Below are 15577 nucleotides of genomic sequence, written 5' to 3'. Positions count from 1 at the left end.
GCCTCCGGCACGCAGCAAAACGATCTTGCAGTCGCCGATTTCAACTTGCAGGCCACGGTCTTCAGGGACATCGGCGAAGCGGGCGACACGGTGCAGGGACATGATCGGCTTCCTCACGGGCATTTCTATTACGAGTTTGCGCCGTGGTGCGAGGTTCAGCGATTTCCTGGTGCCACGGCACGAACGGTACAGCTATAGTCTGCAAGCCGACGACGGCCCAACTGCACAAGGTGCTCCCGGAATGACCCGATTGACCTCTCTCAACCCTTGGCTGGCGGCCGTTGCCGTCGCCCTTTGCGTGCAGTTTCCGGCGCAGGCCCAGGAGCGTTTCACCCTGAGCATCCCGGGTGTTTCCGACAACCGTCTGTTCACCTCGGCAGCGGCCAGCGATGCGGCCGGTTGCGGCGGCAAGAATCAGTCGCCGGCGCTGAGCTGGAACGCCGGCCCGACGGGGACCCAGAGCTACGCGATCGTCATGCACGATCCGGACGGCCAGAAAGGTCTGGGCGTTGATCACTGGATTCACTACGGGATCAAAGCCACCACGCACCAGATTGCGGCCGGTGTCGGTGCGAAATCCGCGTTCGAAGGCGTCGGCGGCACCAACAGCAAGGGCAACACCCATTACATGGGCCCGTGCCCGCCAGTGGGCGACAGCGCGCACCACTACATCATTCAGATCTACGCCCTTGATCTGGCGCCGGATGCCTTGCCGGCTGGTCTGACCCGCGCCGAACTGATGGAAAAAATCAAAGGTCACGTGCTGCGCAACAGCAGTGCGGTACGGCGTTATCACCGCTGAAAATATTTTCAGCGGCGTTTAACCCGAACTGAAGGGGCGGCCCGTCTCAGTGGATGAATGATCAATTTCATCCCCGAGGTCAGCCCCCATGTCCCGTCCTGTGTATTTCTTGCGGCCCGTTGCTGTCGGTGTGTTGCTGGCGGTGGCCGGCTGCGGCGTTTCCTCCAACCCGGAATCCGCTGCCGTGCCGGCGCCCGCTCAGCCTGCACAATTGATCCAGCAGGAAGCGCTGATGGCCGACAGCACAATGGCTAAACGCGCGTTGTACAAAATGCCCAACGCGGGCAGCGCGCCGATGCCGCAGAGCGAAAGTTATCCACAAGGCTATCGCGACGAGCAGCGCGAGCAATATCAGGCGTTGGCCGATAACCCGATTCACAGCGTTGCCGAAACCCCGGTTTCAACCTTCAGCGCCGACGTCGATACCGGTGCTTATGCCAACGTCCGCCGTTTGCTTAATCAAGGACGGCTGCCGCCGGAAGGTGCGGTGCGGCTCGAGGAAATGGTCAATTACTTCCCCTATGATTACGCATTGCCCAGTGATGGCTCGCCGTTTGGCGTGACCACTGAACTGGCCGCGTCACCGTGGAACCCGCACACGCGCTTGCTGCGCATCGGCATCAAGGCTTCCGATCGCGCGGTGGCGGAATTGCCTCCGGCCAATCTGGTGTTTCTGGTCGATGTGTCCGGCTCGATGGATCGCCGTGAAGGCTTGCCGATGGTGAAAAGCACGCTGAAATTGCTGGTCGATCAATTGCGCGATCAGGATCGCGTGTCGCTGGTGGTGTACGCCGGCGAATCGAGAGTGGTGCTTGAACCGACTTCCGGACGGGAAAAAACGAAAATTCGTACAGCCATCGAGCAGTTAACCGCTGGCGGTTCGACCGCAGGCGCTTCAGGCATCGAACTGGCTTATTCATTGGCGCAGCAGGCCTTCATCGGCAAAGGCATCAATCGCATCCTCTTGGCCACCGACGGTGATTTCAACGTCGGGGTCAGCGACTTCGACAGCCTCAAGCAAATGGCTGTGGATAAACGCAAAACCGGAATCTCCCTGACCACTCTGGGTTTTGGTGTGGATAACTACAATGAACATTTGATGGAGCAGTTGGCTGACGCGGGCGATGGCAACTATGCCTACATCGACAACCTGCGCGAGGCGCGCAAGGTGTTGGTCGATCAACTTGGCTCGACCCTCGCCGTGGTCGCAAAAAACGTTAAGTTGCAGGTGGAGTTCAACCCGGCGCAGGTCAGCGAATATCGCCTGCTCGGCTACGAAAACCGCGCTTTAAAGCGTGAGGATTTCAGCAATGACAAGGTCGATGCCGGCGAAATCGGTGCAGGCCATACGGTGACAGCGCTGTACGAAATTGTTCCGGCAGGCGAGAAGGGTTGGCTGGAGCCGTTGCGATACGGCAAATCGACGCCAGCGGTTTCTGAGGCGAACGGGGAATTGGCGATGCTGCGTGTGCGATATCAACAGCCCGAAGGTGGGAAAAGTCTGCTGATCGAACGGCCGATTGCCAATCAGGTGAAAAGCGCCAGTGAGGATCTGCGTTTTGCCGCTGCGGTCGCCGCGTTTTCCCAGCAACTCAAGGACGCTCGTTACACCGGCGATTTCAGCCTGAAAGACACCGAAACGCTGGCCCGTGGCGCTCGCGGCGACGACCGTTTCGGCTTGCGCAACGAGTTCGTGCAACTGGTGCAGCTGGCGCAGAGTCTGCGCACTTCTACCGCATCGAATGCGCAGGCCATTGAACGACGGATTGAATAAGTGAATCGTCTGAGGGGTTTTATCAGCCAGCTGTTTGCTTCGGCAGACAGCCCGACCGCCAGCAGCGATGAATCGCTGCTGGCGCGTTATCGCGAGGGCGACGGCGCGGCGTTCGAGATCTTGTACGCCCGCCATCGTCAGGGTTTGTACCGGTTTCTGCTTGGGTTGAGCGGTAAACCGGAATTGGCCGATGAAGTGTTTCAGGAAACCTGGCTCAGCCTGATCCGCAGCGCCAGTCAGCCACAAGGTCGCGCGACATTTCGTACGTGGCTGTTCCAGATTGCGCGCAATCGGCTGATCGATCACTGGCGCAAACATGGCGCGCAACAACCGCTGCACGATAGTTATGACGAACAAACTCACGCGGTCAGCGATGAAGCGAGCGATCCCGAGCAACTGCTGAGCCTCAGCCGCGACAGTCAGCGCCTCGAAAGCGCCCTGCAAACCTTGCCCGAAGACCAGCGCGAAGTGTTCCTGCTGCGCGCCCACGGCGACCTCGACCTGGCACAAATCGCCAGCCTCACCGAAACACCGCTGGAAACCGTCAAAAGCCGCTTGCGCTACGCCCAGCAAAAACTGCGTCGGCTGCTGGCCGAGGAGGTACTCACATGACTGACGCCCGCCAGACACCCGAAGATCCGCTGATCAAACACGTTCGCGAACAGCACAGCGCTGAACCGCCCGCGCATCTCGACGCGTTCATCCTCAATACCGCGCGCCGCGAAACGCCTGCGGTGCAACTGAGCCTGTGGCAACGCTGGTTGCAGGCCTGCCGCAAACCGCGCTGGCAAGTCGCATTCGCCAGCCTCGTTGGCGTCGCGTTGATGTTGTCGCTGGTGCAGCGCACGCCCGAACCGCTGCGCCAATACGACTACGCCCCGGCGCCGAAACTCGCTGTGCCGATGGCCGAAGCGGACTCCGCGCAACTGCACCGATTGTCCGCCCCGGCAGCGCCCCGAGCCGCGCCCGCGCCGATGATGGAAATGGCCGCGCCAATGCAAAGCCAGGCGATCAGCGCCGATGAAGCCAAGGTCAGCAAGCGCGCCACCGCCCCACCCAATGGTCTCGACGAACAACTTCGCGAAGTCCTGCGCCTGCGCGAATCCGGCCAATCGCAAGCCGCCGATAGCCTGTTCAATAACCTGCATAAGCGCTACCCGAACGTCGATCTCGACGCCCGACTCGAACAGTTGCAAGAAAAATGACCCTGTAAACCTCAGCCATTTGGCAATGCCCCGCAAAAACGCGCACTATCGGGTCATTGCCAATACGCCGGAGGACAACGTGGCATCGAAAATTGACCGCATTGCCCAACTGCTCAACTGCCCGCAAAAGGGCGAAGAGATGCGGCGCGCTATTACCGAGGCACGTAAGGAATTTCTGCTGAACCAGCCGGAAGAAGACGTCGTTGATGAGGACGAGGTTTTTGAGGAGGTTGAGGGGGAAGAGGATGACGAAGAATATGATGAGTTTGATTGGACGACGGAATGAATTGAGCTTCAGGCGCTTGTTCAGTTTTTGGTCGCCTGATCCAAGGCTGTTGGCTCAGTGCCGACTCTTTTGTGAAATGTGGCGTAGTGCTTCAATGGCTGACCGTTCGCCTTCTGTCTCTTTCAGAGCCCTGCGTCGTTCGGCATAAATTTCATATTCAGCTCGGGCTTTTTCTTCCGCAGCTTGATTACTTGTGTGCCCCGATCCTTGCAAAATCTGGCGGCTGTTGAATTCCAAAAACTGGTTCAACTTCTCTTGCCAATCCCGCAGAAAAACCTGTTTGCGCATCATTGCTTGGTCTTCGGCGAAATCCAGCCACATCGTAACGATGCGATTGAGAGCATTGATTTCTTCTTGGATGAGGTAGTTTTTAGCGATTGTGACATCGCTTTTGCGCACTTCATCTCCCTTGAAGTTGGTTAGACCCATATAGGGTTTTGAGGCGTCAACGCGCTGGAAGATTAACTCGGCGGCAGTCAGGCCAGTGCTGGCGAAATGAAGCTTGTTTTGGATGATCTGAAAGAACGCAGTCGTATCTTTGTTGGACGGCACATAATCGGCCGCCATCGCGAAGATATCCTTCACCCTTAAATACACCCGTCTTTCGCTGGCTCGAATATCTCGGATGCGCTCAAGCAGTTCGTCAAAATAGTCAGGTACCTGTGAGTGCCCCACTGGAGGGTTTCTCAATCGCTCATCGTCCATGACGAAGCCCTTGACCAGATATTCTTGGATTACCTGGGTGGCCCATCGACGGAATTGGGTTCCTCGCTTGGAACGGACGCGATATCCCACCGCGATAATCAAGGGCAGGCTGAAATACTTGACGTTGTAAGGTTTGTTGTCGGCGGCAGTTGTTCGGTAAAACCGAACAACTGAATCTTCTGACAACTCGCCCTCGGCAAAAATATGGCTGATATGTTCGCTGATGGTTGCTTTGGCCTTACCGTACAGTTCACAAATCATCGACTGAGATAGCCAAAGCGTTTCGGACTCGAATCGACATTCCAGGCGTACCTGGCCTTCGGAGCTTTCAAAAAGCAAAAGCTCCCCTTGAGGGGCTGCAGGATAGGCTGTGTCGTTCTGATCAATCATTGGGCTGTCCGCGACCAGTTCTGGCGAGTCTTTACATTGATCGCAAAGGCTCAGGTTTGGCTACGTAGTGTGGCGAAAACCGCTGGCCTAATGAACCCGATTGTCGTGTAATTTTATTTCCAACCGATCTTTTCATAAAAACATCGCCCACAAAAAAGCCCCGGACTCCATCAGTCCGGGGCTTTCTCGTTTAGATCAATGGTGCACCAGGCGGGATTCGAACCCACGACCCCTGCCTTCGGAGGGCAGTACTCTATCCAGCTGAGCTACTGGTGCAGCGGGCGACATCATACCTAGGTCGGCTCGGGGCGTCCATGCTGGGGTTTGTCAGTGCGCGTGTCCGCTGAAATCACTGTATTCCTTAAAGCTGTAACGTCCTGCAAAACCCTCGCTTGGCGCTTTCGCGGGGTTGATCTATGGTTTTGCTGCGGCACCGGGTTTGGCTCGTTGATCTGAAAAATCCGGCAAAAGCGGCGTTTTTGTTCTTTTTTTCGAACGACCTATTGTCCTTTAACCCCTTTGATCCTACGATCCGTTTGAGATTTCAAACGCTCGTTGAGCGGGTGTTGAAGCGCCGGTGGTTCGAATCGTCCACGGTTGATGCGCCACACCCGGTCACTGATTTCCCTGACGGCAGCCTTGCGAGGCGCCTTTCTACAATCATAATTTGCTCCGCGCAGGCCGCGGTGCTGTTAAGGAAAGCCGACATGCAGCTTAAAGACACCCAGTTGTTCCGCCAGCAAGCCTTCATTGATGGCGCTTGGGTCGATGCGGACAACGGTCAGACGATCAAGGTTAACAACCCGGCCACCGGCGAAATCCTCGGTACCGTGCCAAAAATGGGCGCCGCCGAAACCCGCCGTGCCATCGAAGCCGCTGACAAAGCGCTGCCAGCCTGGCGTGCACTGACCGCCAAAGAGCGTGCGGGCAAGCTGCGTCGCTGGTTCGAATTGATGATCGAGCACCAGGACGACCTCGCGCGTCTGATGACCCTCGAGCAGGGCAAGCCGCTGGCCGAAGCCAAGGGCGAAATCGTTTACGCCGCTTCGTTCATCGAGTGGTTCGCCGAAGAAGCCAAGCGCATCTACGGTGACGTGATTCCGGGCCACCAGCCAGACAAGCGTCTGATCGTGATCAAGCAGCCAATCGGCGTGACCGCCGCGATCACCCCGTGGAACTTCCCGGCCGCGATGATTACCCGTAAAGCCGGCCCGGCACTGGCCGCCGGTTGCACCATGGTGCTCAAGCCTGCTTCGCAAACTCCGTTCTCCGCATTCGCACTGGCCGAACTGGCTCAGCGCGCGGGCATTCCTGCGGGCGTGTTCAGCGTGGTGTCCGGCAGCGCCGGCGACATCGGCAGCGAGCTGACCAGCAACCCGATCGTGCGCAAATTGTCCTTCACCGGTTCGACCGAAATCGGTCGTCAGCTGATGGCTGAATGCGCCAAGGACATCAAGAAAGTCTCGCTGGAACTGGGCGGTAACGCGCCGTTCATCGTGTTCGACGACGCGGATCTGGATAAGGCCGTCGAAGGCGCGATCATTTCCAAATACCGCAACAACGGTCAGACCTGCGTCTGCGCCAACCGTCTGTACATTCAGGATTCGGTCTACGACGCGTTCGCCGAGAAGCTGAAAGTGGCTGTGGCCAAACTGAAGATCGGCAACGGTCTGGAAGACGGCACCACCACTGGCCCGCTGATCGACGAAAAAGCCGTGGCCAAGGTCAAAGAACACATTGCTGACGCCGTGGCCAAAGGCGCGACCGTGCTGGCCGGTGGCAAGGCGATGGAAGGCAACTTCTTCGAGCCGACCATCCTGACCAACGTGCCGAAAAACGCTGCTGTAGCCAAGGAAGAAACCTTCGGCCCGCTGGCGCCGCTGTTCCGCTTCAAAGACGAAGCCGAAGTGATCGCGATGTCCAACGACACCGAGTTCGGTCTGGCTTCGTACTTTTATGCTCGCGATCTGGGCCGCGTGTTCCGTGTCGCGGAAGCGCTGGAATACGGCATGGTTGGCGTCAACACCGGGCTGATCTCCAACGAAGTCGCGCCGTTCGGCGGCATCAAGGCTTCGGGTCTGGGCCGTGAAGGCTCCAAGTACGGCATCGAAGATTACCTGGAAATCAAATACCTCTGCCTGGGCATCTAAGCCCGGTCAAAGATCGCTGCAAACGCAAAGGGCACGAGAGCGCTGTCCCTTTGCGTCGTTTCAAACCGGAATTTTCTCTGCGGCCGGGAACGCCGTGGCAGTCGATCATCGCATGCTGCCACCGTCGCTTCCTCCCGCTTAATCCTTGAACAACGCCGCCCGATGAGCGGCGAATGAGGACTGTAATGAGCAAGACTAACGCTGAACTGATGGCCCGTCGTACCGCAGCTGTTCCACGTGGTGTTGGCCAGATTCACCCGATCTTCGCTGAGTCGGCAAAAAACGCTACCGTGACGGACGTTGAGGGTCGTGAGTTCATCGACTTCGCCGGCGGTATCGCTGTACTGAACACCGGCCACGTGCACCCGAAAATCATCGCCGCCGTGACCGAACAGCTGAACAAGCTGACGCACACTTGCTTCCAGGTTCTGGCTTACGAACCGTACGTAGAAGTGTGCGAAAAAATCAACGCGAAGATCCCGGGTGATTTCGCCAAGAAAACCCTGCTGGTTACCACCGGTTCCGAAGCCGTCGAAAACGCCGTGAAAATCGCCCGTGCCGCCACTGGCCGTGCCGGCGTGATCGCCTTCACCGGCGCTTACCACGGTCGCACCATGATGACCCTGGGCCTGACCGGTAAAGTCGTGCCTTACTCGGCCGGCATGGGCCTGATGCCAGGCGGCATCTTCCGCGCGCTGTACCCGAACGAACTGCACGGCGTGAGCATCGACGATTCGATCGCTTCCATCGAGCGCATCTTCAAGAACGACGCCGAGCCGAAAGACATCGCCGCGATCATCATCGAGCCTGTACAGGGTGAAGGTGGTTTCTACGTCGCGCCGAAGGAATTCATGAAGCGCCTGCGCGCTCTGTGCGACCAGCACGGCATCCTGTTGATCGCTGACGAAGTACAGACCGGCGCTGGCCGTACCGGTACGTTCTTCGCCATGGAACAGATGGGCGTTGCTGCCGACCTGACCACCTTCGCCAAATCCATCGCTGGCGGCTTCCCGCTGGCCGGTGTCTGCGGCAAGGCCGAATACATGGACGCCATTGCTCCAGGCGGCCTGGGCGGCACCTACGCCGGTAGCCCGATCGCTTGCGCCGCTGCGCTGGCCGTGATGGAAGTGTTCGAAGAAGAGAACCTGCTGGATCGCTGCAAAGCAGTCGGCGAGCGTCTGGTGACTGGCCTGAAAGCTATCCAGGCCAAGTACCCGGTGATCGGTGAAGTCCGTGCCCTGGGCGCGATGATCGCTGTTGAGCTGTTCGAAAACGGCGACAGTCACAAGCCGAACGCTGCAGCAGTGGCATCGGTTGTGGCCAAGGCACGCGACAAGGGTCTGATCCTGCTGTCTTGCGGCACCTACGGCAACGTTCTGCGCGTACTCGTACCGCTGACCTCGCCGGACGAGCAACTGGACAAAGGTCTGGCGATCATCGAAGAGTGCTTCTCCGAGCTCTGATCACCCAGTGTGACCTGATCGACAAAAAACCCGCTTCGGCGGGTTTTTTTACGCCCCTTGAAACACATCGGGGGCTTTAGCACTGTATCGAAAGGCCAGCATTGGCTAAGGTTCAGGCATTGCAAGGGAGAGCGCGCATGACCGCCGTTGATTTACCCGCCGTACCCCGAGTGCTGATTGCCGAGGCCGACCCGTGGTCGCGCGACCTGCTCAAACAAGTGCTGCTGAACGTGCGTTGCGATGCGCGGCTGGATCTGTGCGCCGATGGCCAGCAAGCGATGTCGTTGCTCAGCGAAGTGCCGTATGACCTCGCGATCGTCGACTGGGAGCTGCCCGGCGTCGATGGTCTGAACGTGCTGCGCAGCGTGCGGCAGCGCAAACGCAATCCGCCGCTGCCGTTCATTCTGATGAGCAGCCGCAACGACAGCGCCAGCGTGCGCGAAGCGATTCCGCTGGCGCCGACAGCGTATCTGACCAAACCGCTGAACATGGAAAGCCTGACCCAGCGTTTGCAGGGGTTGCTGCTCAATGCCGGGGAAGAGGTGTTCTGCGAAGTGCCGGCGCTGGCGCCGGGTATGACGCTGTCAGTGTTTCTCGAGCGACGCCGTGAGCAGGCCGACGGCGCGCCGCTGATGACCGATGTGCAGGTGGCGGTGAAGCGCAGCCTCAACCCTGGCGGGCTGGATCTGAAGGTGCTCGAAGATGAGATAAAAACCGATCCGCAGATCACTGCCGTGTTGATCGCTGCCGCCAACAGCGCCGCGCAACACCATGGCGCGCCAGTGCAGACATTGGCGCAGGCACTGCACCGGCTCGGTACCGGGCAGAGCATGAATTTGATTCTGGGGCTGGCGCTCAAGCGTAGCGCCAGGCTCAGCGATCCGTGTCTGGCGGATTATGCCGAGCGTTATTGGGGGCTTTCGCTGCATACTGCCGAATATGCGCGCACGTTGGCGCGTTTGCTCGATCTGGATCAGGAGCGCTGCTACTGCGCGGGGATGCTGCATCGGTTGGGTGATCTGGCGTTGCTGCGTTGTTTGCAGGAATGGCAGCAGGCCGGTGGCGCGCTGGATGAGCTGGAGGAGGTTGGTGAGGCGCTGGCGGAATTTGGTGCGGCGTATGGATCGGCACTGCGCACGCGTTGGCGCTTGCCACTGGAGCTGCGTGAGTTGATTGCGGCGGTGTATCAACTCGGTGGCGGGGTGTATTCCCGTGAAGCGCTGGTGATGAACATGGCGGCGCAAATGGCGCACCTGACCGAGCATGAAGGCATCGAAGAATTGGCGAAAAGCCGCACGGCACGGCTGCTCAAGATCGGCTTGCCGGAGCTGATGCGGATGCGCAAGTAACCCGCCCACACCTTTCTTATAAGAGTCCGGCCTTTGTGGCGAGGGGATTTATCCCCGATGGACTGCGCAGCAGTCCCCCTCTTTTTGAATCAAAAAGGGGGGCGCTTCGCACCCCATCGGGGATAAATCCCCTCGCCACAGGTTCGCATTTCAAATCGAATATTCAGGCAGAGATGATGCGGTTCTTGCCTTGGCGCTTGGCTTCGTACATCGCTGCATCCGCACGGGCGAACAGGCTGTCGAGGCTTCTGACTGAGCATGAAGGCATCGAAGAGTTAGCGAAGAGCCGCACGGCGCGGTTACTCAAGATCGGCTTGCCGGAGCTGATGCGGATGCGTAAGTAACCCGCCCACACCTTTCTTATAAGAGTCGAGACTTTGTGGTGAGGGGATTTATCCCCGATGGACTGCGCAGTAGTCCCCCTCTTTTTGAATCAAAAAGGGGGGCGCTTCGCACCCCATCGGGGATAAATCCCCTCGCCACAGGTTCGCATTTCAAATCGAATATTCAGGCAGAGATGATGCGGTTCTTGCCTTGGCGTTTGGCTTCGTACATCGCTGCATCCGCACGGGCGAACAGGCTGTCGAGGCTTTCATCTTCGTCGGTGAGGCTGGTCAGGCCCTGGCTCACGGTGATGCTGAAGGTCTGGCCATCGTGGTTGAAACTCAGACGTTGAATCTCCTGTTGCAAGCGTTCCGCGACTTGCATCGCCATGTCCGGCGCGCACCCCGGAAACACCGCCGCAAATTCCTCCCCGCCAATCCGCCCGAATAGATCGCCGCGTCGCAGCGAGCCGCGCCCGCACTCGGCAACCCGTTGCAACACGTTGTCGCCCTCGGGATGCCCGTAACTGTCGTTGATCACTTTGAAGTCATCAATATCCAGCAGCAAAAATCCCATCGGCGAACCTTGAAGCCGCGCCTCTTCAAACTCGCGGTGGGCGCATTCGAAGAAGTGTCGGCGGTTGCTGCTTTGTGTCAGCACGTCGGTGGTCGCCAGACGATGCAGCTCGGTTTCCATCTGCTTCTTTTCGGTGATGTCTTCGGCAATGCCGACGATGATCACCGGTTGCCCGCTATCGTCCTGACGATTGATGAAGCATTTGTCGCTGAGCCAGCGGATCTGGCCATCGGCGGCGATGATCCGGTATTCGCGATCTTCCACCGCGCCCTTGTGCAGGACTTCGGCGAGGCTGCGTTCGGCGTATTCGAGGTCGTCGGGGTAGATGCTGTCGCGCCACTGGTTGTAGTCGGCGAGGAGAAGGCCGGCGGAACGGCCGAAAATTCGTTCATACGCGGGGCTGACGTACAGCACCTGACGGGTTTCCCAGTTAAACGCCCAAAGCACCGCGTTGACACTGACCAGCAGCGAGCTGAACAGCTGTTCGCGTTCGCTTAAGCGGGCGACTTCGCCTTGGGCGTGCATCAAGGCCATGAGGGTTTGCGCGGCTTCGGGCCACTGCGGGAAAGATGAGTCTTTTTGGTTGTTATTGACCATCGGCACAAGTCTCAAAGGGCGTGCCGCACTCGACAACGGCCACAGAACAGCCCGCCGGGATGGCGAAGTGTCTTTGAGATAGGGGATTTTGGGCGAAGTTCCCGGTTTTTACCGGATCCTGCCAAGTGGCCATCGCGGCACACCTGTAGGAGCTGTCGAGTGAAACGAGGCTGCGATCTTTTGATTTCAACAAACAGAATCAAAAGATCGCAGCCTGCGGCAGCTCCTACTTGGGGCCGGTGTTTAGGCGGTAGGGCGCAGGGAGTAGGTTTTCAACTGGCCGGCGAAATCGCGCAGGGACTGGATGCCGCTGGCTTCCGCTTCGTGAACCCACTCTTTGATGGCGGCGAGCATGTCGTGGCCATTGGAACTGGTCTTGACCCATATCTGCTGCAGGGCCAGGCGTTTTTCGTAAATCACCTTCAGTGCGTGGCTGTGCTCGAGCATGTTCTGGATGCGCAAGTGGTGGCGGTCTTCCAGCAGGCTGGTTTCTCGCGACAACAGGCGCTTGGCCCGGTGGAACTGGTGACGCACCGAGTGATCGACCTTGGCCAGTTCTTGCTGAACTAGTGGGCCGATCACCAATTTGCGGTACTGGGCCATGATCTGGAAGCGGTTGTTGAGGATCGCCATCGCGGTGTCCATGTCCAGATTGCCCTTGCCTTCGACGCGGTGGGCGATCGGTGCAACGCGCTGAACCTTGGCCAGACGGAAGAAGCTGAAGACTTTGATCCACGCCCAACCGAGGTCGAACTCCCACTTCTTCACCGACAGCTTGGCCGAGTTCGGGTAGGTGTGATGGTTGTTATGCAGTTCTTCGCCGCCGATCAGGATGCCCCACGGCACCAGATTGGTCGCCGCGTCGCGGCATTCGAAGTTGCGATAGCCGACCGCGTGACCGAGACCGTTGATGACGCCAGCGGCCCACACCGGGATCCACATCATCTGGATCGCCCAGATGGTGATGCCGATGGTGCCGAACAGCATCAGGTCGATAACGCCCATGATCGCCACGCCCAGCAGCGGATAACGGCTGTAGACATTGCGTTCGATCCAGTCTTCCGGGCAGTTCTTGCCGTAGATGCGCAGGGTTTCCGGGTTCTGCGCTTCGGCGCGGTACAGCTCGGCACCGGTACGCAGGACGGTGGAAAGACCTTTGATAACCGGGCTGTGCGGGTCGTCCTCGGTTTCGCACTTGGCGTGGTGTTTACGGTGGATGGCTGTCCACTCGCGGGTGTTCTGCGCCGTGGTCAGCCACAGCCAGAAACGGAAGAAATGTTTCAGGCCAGCATTCAGCTCCAGCGAGCGATGGGCCGAATAACGATGCAGATAGACGGTGACGGCTACAATCGTCACGTGGGTCATCAGCAGGGTGACCGCGACCAGAGACCAGGCCGACAAGCCAAGAAAACCTTCGTACCACATAGGCTATAGGGCCCTCGATAAAGATAAAAACAGCCGTTGCATTATCACTAAGCACACAGATAAAACCAGTCGCCCTTTCAGATAAGAGTCGCTGGATGTTACTTGGCCTATAATTCCAACCTTTTTGTAGGGACATGGACAGCCGAATGTCTGCCACTTATCACGATGCCTTGCGTGCAGCGCTGCTCTATCTCGTGCTTGCCGCTATCTGGTTGCAAGGTTCTGATTATTTATTAAACAATTTCTTCGATAACTCCGTCGATCTTGCTCGTTGGCAACTGATCAACGGTTATCTGTTTGCGGCGGTCAGCGCCGGGCTGATTTTTCTGGCGCGCGCACGTTTGTGTGAGTTTCTCGGCATCGGAGCGCGGTTGCGCGAACGGCACGCCGATCGCGAGCGTCTGCGGCAGGCGGCGGCCGTGTTCGATTGCACCCGCGAAGGCGTGCTGGTCACTGATCGTCAGGGGCTGATCGTCCACGTTAACCGCGCCTTTATCGAAATCACCGGTTATCAGCGTAAAGAGGTCATCGGTCAACGGCCGAGCCTGTTCAAGTCCGGCCACCATCCGCCGGGCTTCTATCAGGCGATGTTCGCCACGCTGGCGTCGCAGGAAGAGTGGAGCGGCGAAATCTGGAACCGGCGTAAAAGCGGCGAGATTTATCCACAGTGGCAAACCATCCGCGTCATTCACGATGATCGCGGTGAGGTCAGCCATTACGTGGCGGTGTTTTCCGACATCACCGCGATCAAGGATTCCGAGCACGAACTCAAACGCCTCGCCCACCACGACCCATTGACCGATCTGCCCAATCGCTTGCTGTTCAGCGATCGCGCCGAGCAAGCGCTGACGTCTGCGCAGACCCACAAACGTGGCTGTGCGCTGCTGCTGATCGATCTGGATTTCTTCAAAATGATCAACGACAGCCTCGGGCATAACGTCGGTGATCGGCTACTCAAAGCGGTGGCGTCGCGGTTGCAGGAACTGTTCGGCCCCGGCATCACCCTGGCGCGGCTCGGCGGTGACGAGTTCGCGGTGCTCGCGGAAAGTTGTCCACAGCCTGCGCAAGCGGCGGCGCTGGCCCAGCGCGTTCTCGATGGCTTCAAAGAACCGTTCTGCATCGACGGCCACGAACTGTTCATCAATGCCAGCATCGGCATCAGCCTGTTCCCCAGCGATGCCTTGAGCGCGGAACAACTGCTGCGCAACGCCGATGCCGCGCTGTTCAAAGCCAAGAACAGCGGGCGCAACGGTTACGCCTTGTACACCGAAGAGCTCACCGCTCACGCTCAGCAACGCGTCGAAATCGCTTTCGAACTGCGTCGCGCGCTGGAACTGCAAGAGCTGCGCGTCTACTACCAACCGGTGCATGACCTGAAAACCAGTCGCCTGATCGGCGTAGAAGCGCTGGTGCGCTGGCAGCATCCGCAGCGTAGACTGGTATCGCCGGCGGAATTCATTCCGATTGCCGAGCGCACCGGGTTGATCGCCGAAATCGATGCCTGGGTGATGCAGCAGGCTTGCCAGCAAATGTGCGAGTGGCAGCGGGCCGGCGTGGTGCTGTCGTTTGTCGCGGTAAATGTTTCGTCGCGGTTGTTTGCGCGGCGTGAACTGTATCAACAAGTGGCACAGGTGCTGCGCGAGACTGGGCTGGATCCGGCGTATCTGGAGCTGGAAGTTACAGAGAGCGCGGTGATGGACGATCCGGAAGTGGCGCTGGAGCAGATGCACCGCTTGCGTGAGTTGGGGATTCGTCTGGCGATTGATGATTTCGGCACCGGTTATTCGTCGCTGTTGCGGCTCAAGCGCTTGCCGGTGCAGAAGCTGAAGATTGATCAGGGTTTCGTCGCGGGGCTGCCGTGGGATGAGGATGATGCGGCGATTGTTCGGGTGATCATCGCGCTGGCTCGCAGCATGGGCATGCAGGTGCATGCTGAAGGGATCGAGCAGGCGGAGCAGGCGGTGTTTTTGCTGGAGCAGGAATGTGAGTTGGGGCAGGGGTATTGGTTTGGGCGGCCGGTTCCAGCGGTTGAGATTGATTGGGATCGCGCACCATTGATTGGTTAAAGATCAAAAGATCGCAGCCTTCGGCAGCTCCTACAGTAATTGTGTAGGAGCTGCCGAAGGCTGCGATCTTTTGCTTCAACAGGCTGTAAACCCTTGCCCCGTCACATAATGTTTTTCAGTTATATAAACATTCTTAAATAGTCTTTTTAAGAATATCCGCGCCTCTCTTATATTGCTCCCACGCCGAACGCAGTGCCGCCCACTGCCAGGCATATCCCATTCAAAGGAGCAGCACCATGAGCGCATCCCTTCGCAGCGTTGACGGTCAGGACGAAACCACCATTTTGCGTGAAATCCAGAGCGCTCTGCGCGATCTGCGATTTGGCGCGGTGGAGATCACTGTGCACAACGCGCAAGTCGTGCAGATCGAACGCAAAGAGAAATTTCGTTTGCAGCAACCGGGTAAGCAACCGGGCTGAGTGAAGATCAAAAGATCGCAGCCTGCGGCAGCTCCTACAGGGGGCT

13 protein-coding genes and 1 tRNA gene are annotated in these 15577 nt (G+C 58.4%); 10 read left to right on the top strand and 4 right to left on the bottom strand.

Going from position 1 to position 15577, the window contains the following annotated elements:
- Nucleotides 1-241: 241 nt before the first annotated feature.
- The 5 genes from ACIOMO_RS12805 (at nucleotide 242) to ACIOMO_RS12785 (ending at nucleotide 4067) form a co-directional block, all read left to right on the top strand.
- On the top strand, nucleotides 242-802 hold the full coding sequence (locus ACIOMO_RS12805; RefSeq protein ID WP_305440773.1) for a YbhB/YbcL family Raf kinase inhibitor-like protein: 561 nt from the start codon (nucleotides 242-244) through the stop codon (nucleotides 800-802).
- 88 nt (nucleotides 803-890) lie between these two features.
- A complete protein-coding gene (locus ACIOMO_RS12800; RefSeq protein ID WP_401241042.1) occupies nucleotides 891-2576 on the top strand; it encodes a von Willebrand factor type A domain-containing protein in 1686 nt (561 codons plus the stop codon).
- A gap of 30 nt (nucleotides 2577-2606) precedes the next feature.
- Complete coding sequence (locus tag ACIOMO_RS12795) at nucleotides 2607-3188, top strand: RNA polymerase sigma factor (protein ID WP_401241051.1); 582 nt, start codon at nucleotides 2607-2609, stop codon at nucleotides 3186-3188.
- Nucleotides 3185-3781, top strand: a complete 597-nt coding sequence (locus tag ACIOMO_RS12790; protein ID WP_401241039.1) for a hypothetical protein — start codon at nucleotides 3185-3187, stop codon at nucleotides 3779-3781. The genes ACIOMO_RS12795 and ACIOMO_RS12790 overlap by 4 nt, the downstream gene beginning before the upstream one ends.
- Nucleotides 3782-3800: 19 nt before the next feature.
- On the top strand, nucleotides 3801-4067 hold the full coding sequence (locus ACIOMO_RS12785) for a hypothetical protein (protein WP_401241036.1): 267 nt from the start codon (nucleotides 3801-3803) through the stop codon (nucleotides 4065-4067).
- A gap of 54 nt (nucleotides 4068-4121) precedes the next feature.
- Here ACIOMO_RS12785 and ACIOMO_RS12780 read toward each other — a convergent pair whose 3' ends face one another.
- On the bottom strand, nucleotides 4122-5162 hold the full coding sequence (locus ACIOMO_RS12780) for a virulence RhuM family protein (protein ID WP_401241033.1): 1041 nt from the start codon (nucleotides 5160-5162) through the stop codon (nucleotides 4122-4124).
- 199 nt (nucleotides 5163-5361) lie between these two features.
- Nucleotides 5362-5438, bottom strand: a tRNA-Arg gene (locus tag ACIOMO_RS12775).
- A gap of 431 nt (nucleotides 5439-5869) precedes the next feature.
- Between ACIOMO_RS12775 and gabD the strand changes: the two genes are divergently transcribed.
- The 3 genes from gabD (at nucleotide 5870) to ACIOMO_RS12760 (ending at nucleotide 10124) form a co-directional block, all read left to right on the top strand.
- Entirely contained in the window at nucleotides 5870-7312 is a 1443-nt protein-coding gene (gene gabD / locus ACIOMO_RS12770; RefSeq protein ID WP_282358297.1) for an NADP-dependent succinate-semialdehyde dehydrogenase, read from the top strand.
- 185 nt (nucleotides 7313-7497) lie between these two features.
- On the top strand, nucleotides 7498-8775 hold the full coding sequence (gabT, locus tag ACIOMO_RS12765; RefSeq protein ID WP_008080000.1) for a 4-aminobutyrate--2-oxoglutarate transaminase: 1278 nt from the start codon (nucleotides 7498-7500) through the stop codon (nucleotides 8773-8775).
- Between the two features lie 137 nt (nucleotides 8776-8912).
- Nucleotides 8913-10124, top strand: a complete 1212-nt coding sequence (locus ACIOMO_RS12760) for a response regulator (protein WP_053116467.1) — start codon at nucleotides 8913-8915, stop codon at nucleotides 10122-10124.
- A 507-nt stretch (nucleotides 10125-10631) separates the two neighbouring features.
- Here the strand turns inward: ACIOMO_RS12760 and ACIOMO_RS12755 are convergent.
- Entirely contained in the window at nucleotides 10632-11621 is a 990-nt protein-coding gene (locus tag ACIOMO_RS12755) for a sensor domain-containing diguanylate cyclase (RefSeq protein ID WP_282358295.1), read from the bottom strand.
- Between the two features lie 243 nt (nucleotides 11622-11864).
- Nucleotides 11865-13046 (bottom strand): delta-9 fatty acid desaturase DesA, encoded by a 1182-nt coding sequence (gene desA / locus ACIOMO_RS12750; RefSeq protein WP_401241030.1) that lies wholly within the window; start codon nucleotides 13044-13046, stop codon nucleotides 11865-11867.
- Between the two features lie 146 nt (nucleotides 13047-13192).
- On the opposite strand from desA, the gene dibA reads away from it, so the two are divergent.
- Nucleotides 13193-15112 carry a phosphodiesterase DibA gene (gene dibA, locus ACIOMO_RS12745; protein ID WP_401241027.1) on the top strand — a complete coding sequence of 640 codons (1920 nt, stop codon included), beginning with the start codon at nucleotides 13193-13195 and terminating at the stop codon, nucleotides 15110-15112.
- 236 nt (nucleotides 15113-15348) lie between these two features.
- Nucleotides 15349-15531 carry a sulfur starvation response protein OscA gene (oscA, locus tag ACIOMO_RS12740; RefSeq protein WP_034151822.1) on the top strand — a complete coding sequence of 61 codons (183 nt, stop codon included), beginning with the start codon at nucleotides 15349-15351 and terminating at the stop codon, nucleotides 15529-15531.
- Nucleotides 15532-15577 lie beyond the last annotated feature (46 nt).

Source organism: Pseudomonas sp. NPDC087804 (assembly GCF_044742965.1).
Taxonomy (GTDB): Bacteria; Pseudomonadota; Gammaproteobacteria; order Pseudomonadales; family Pseudomonadaceae; genus Aquipseudomonas; species Aquipseudomonas rustica.
The sequence above is the reverse complement of the archived record's forward strand: the minus strand, read 5'-3'. Positions and strand labels throughout refer to the sequence as shown.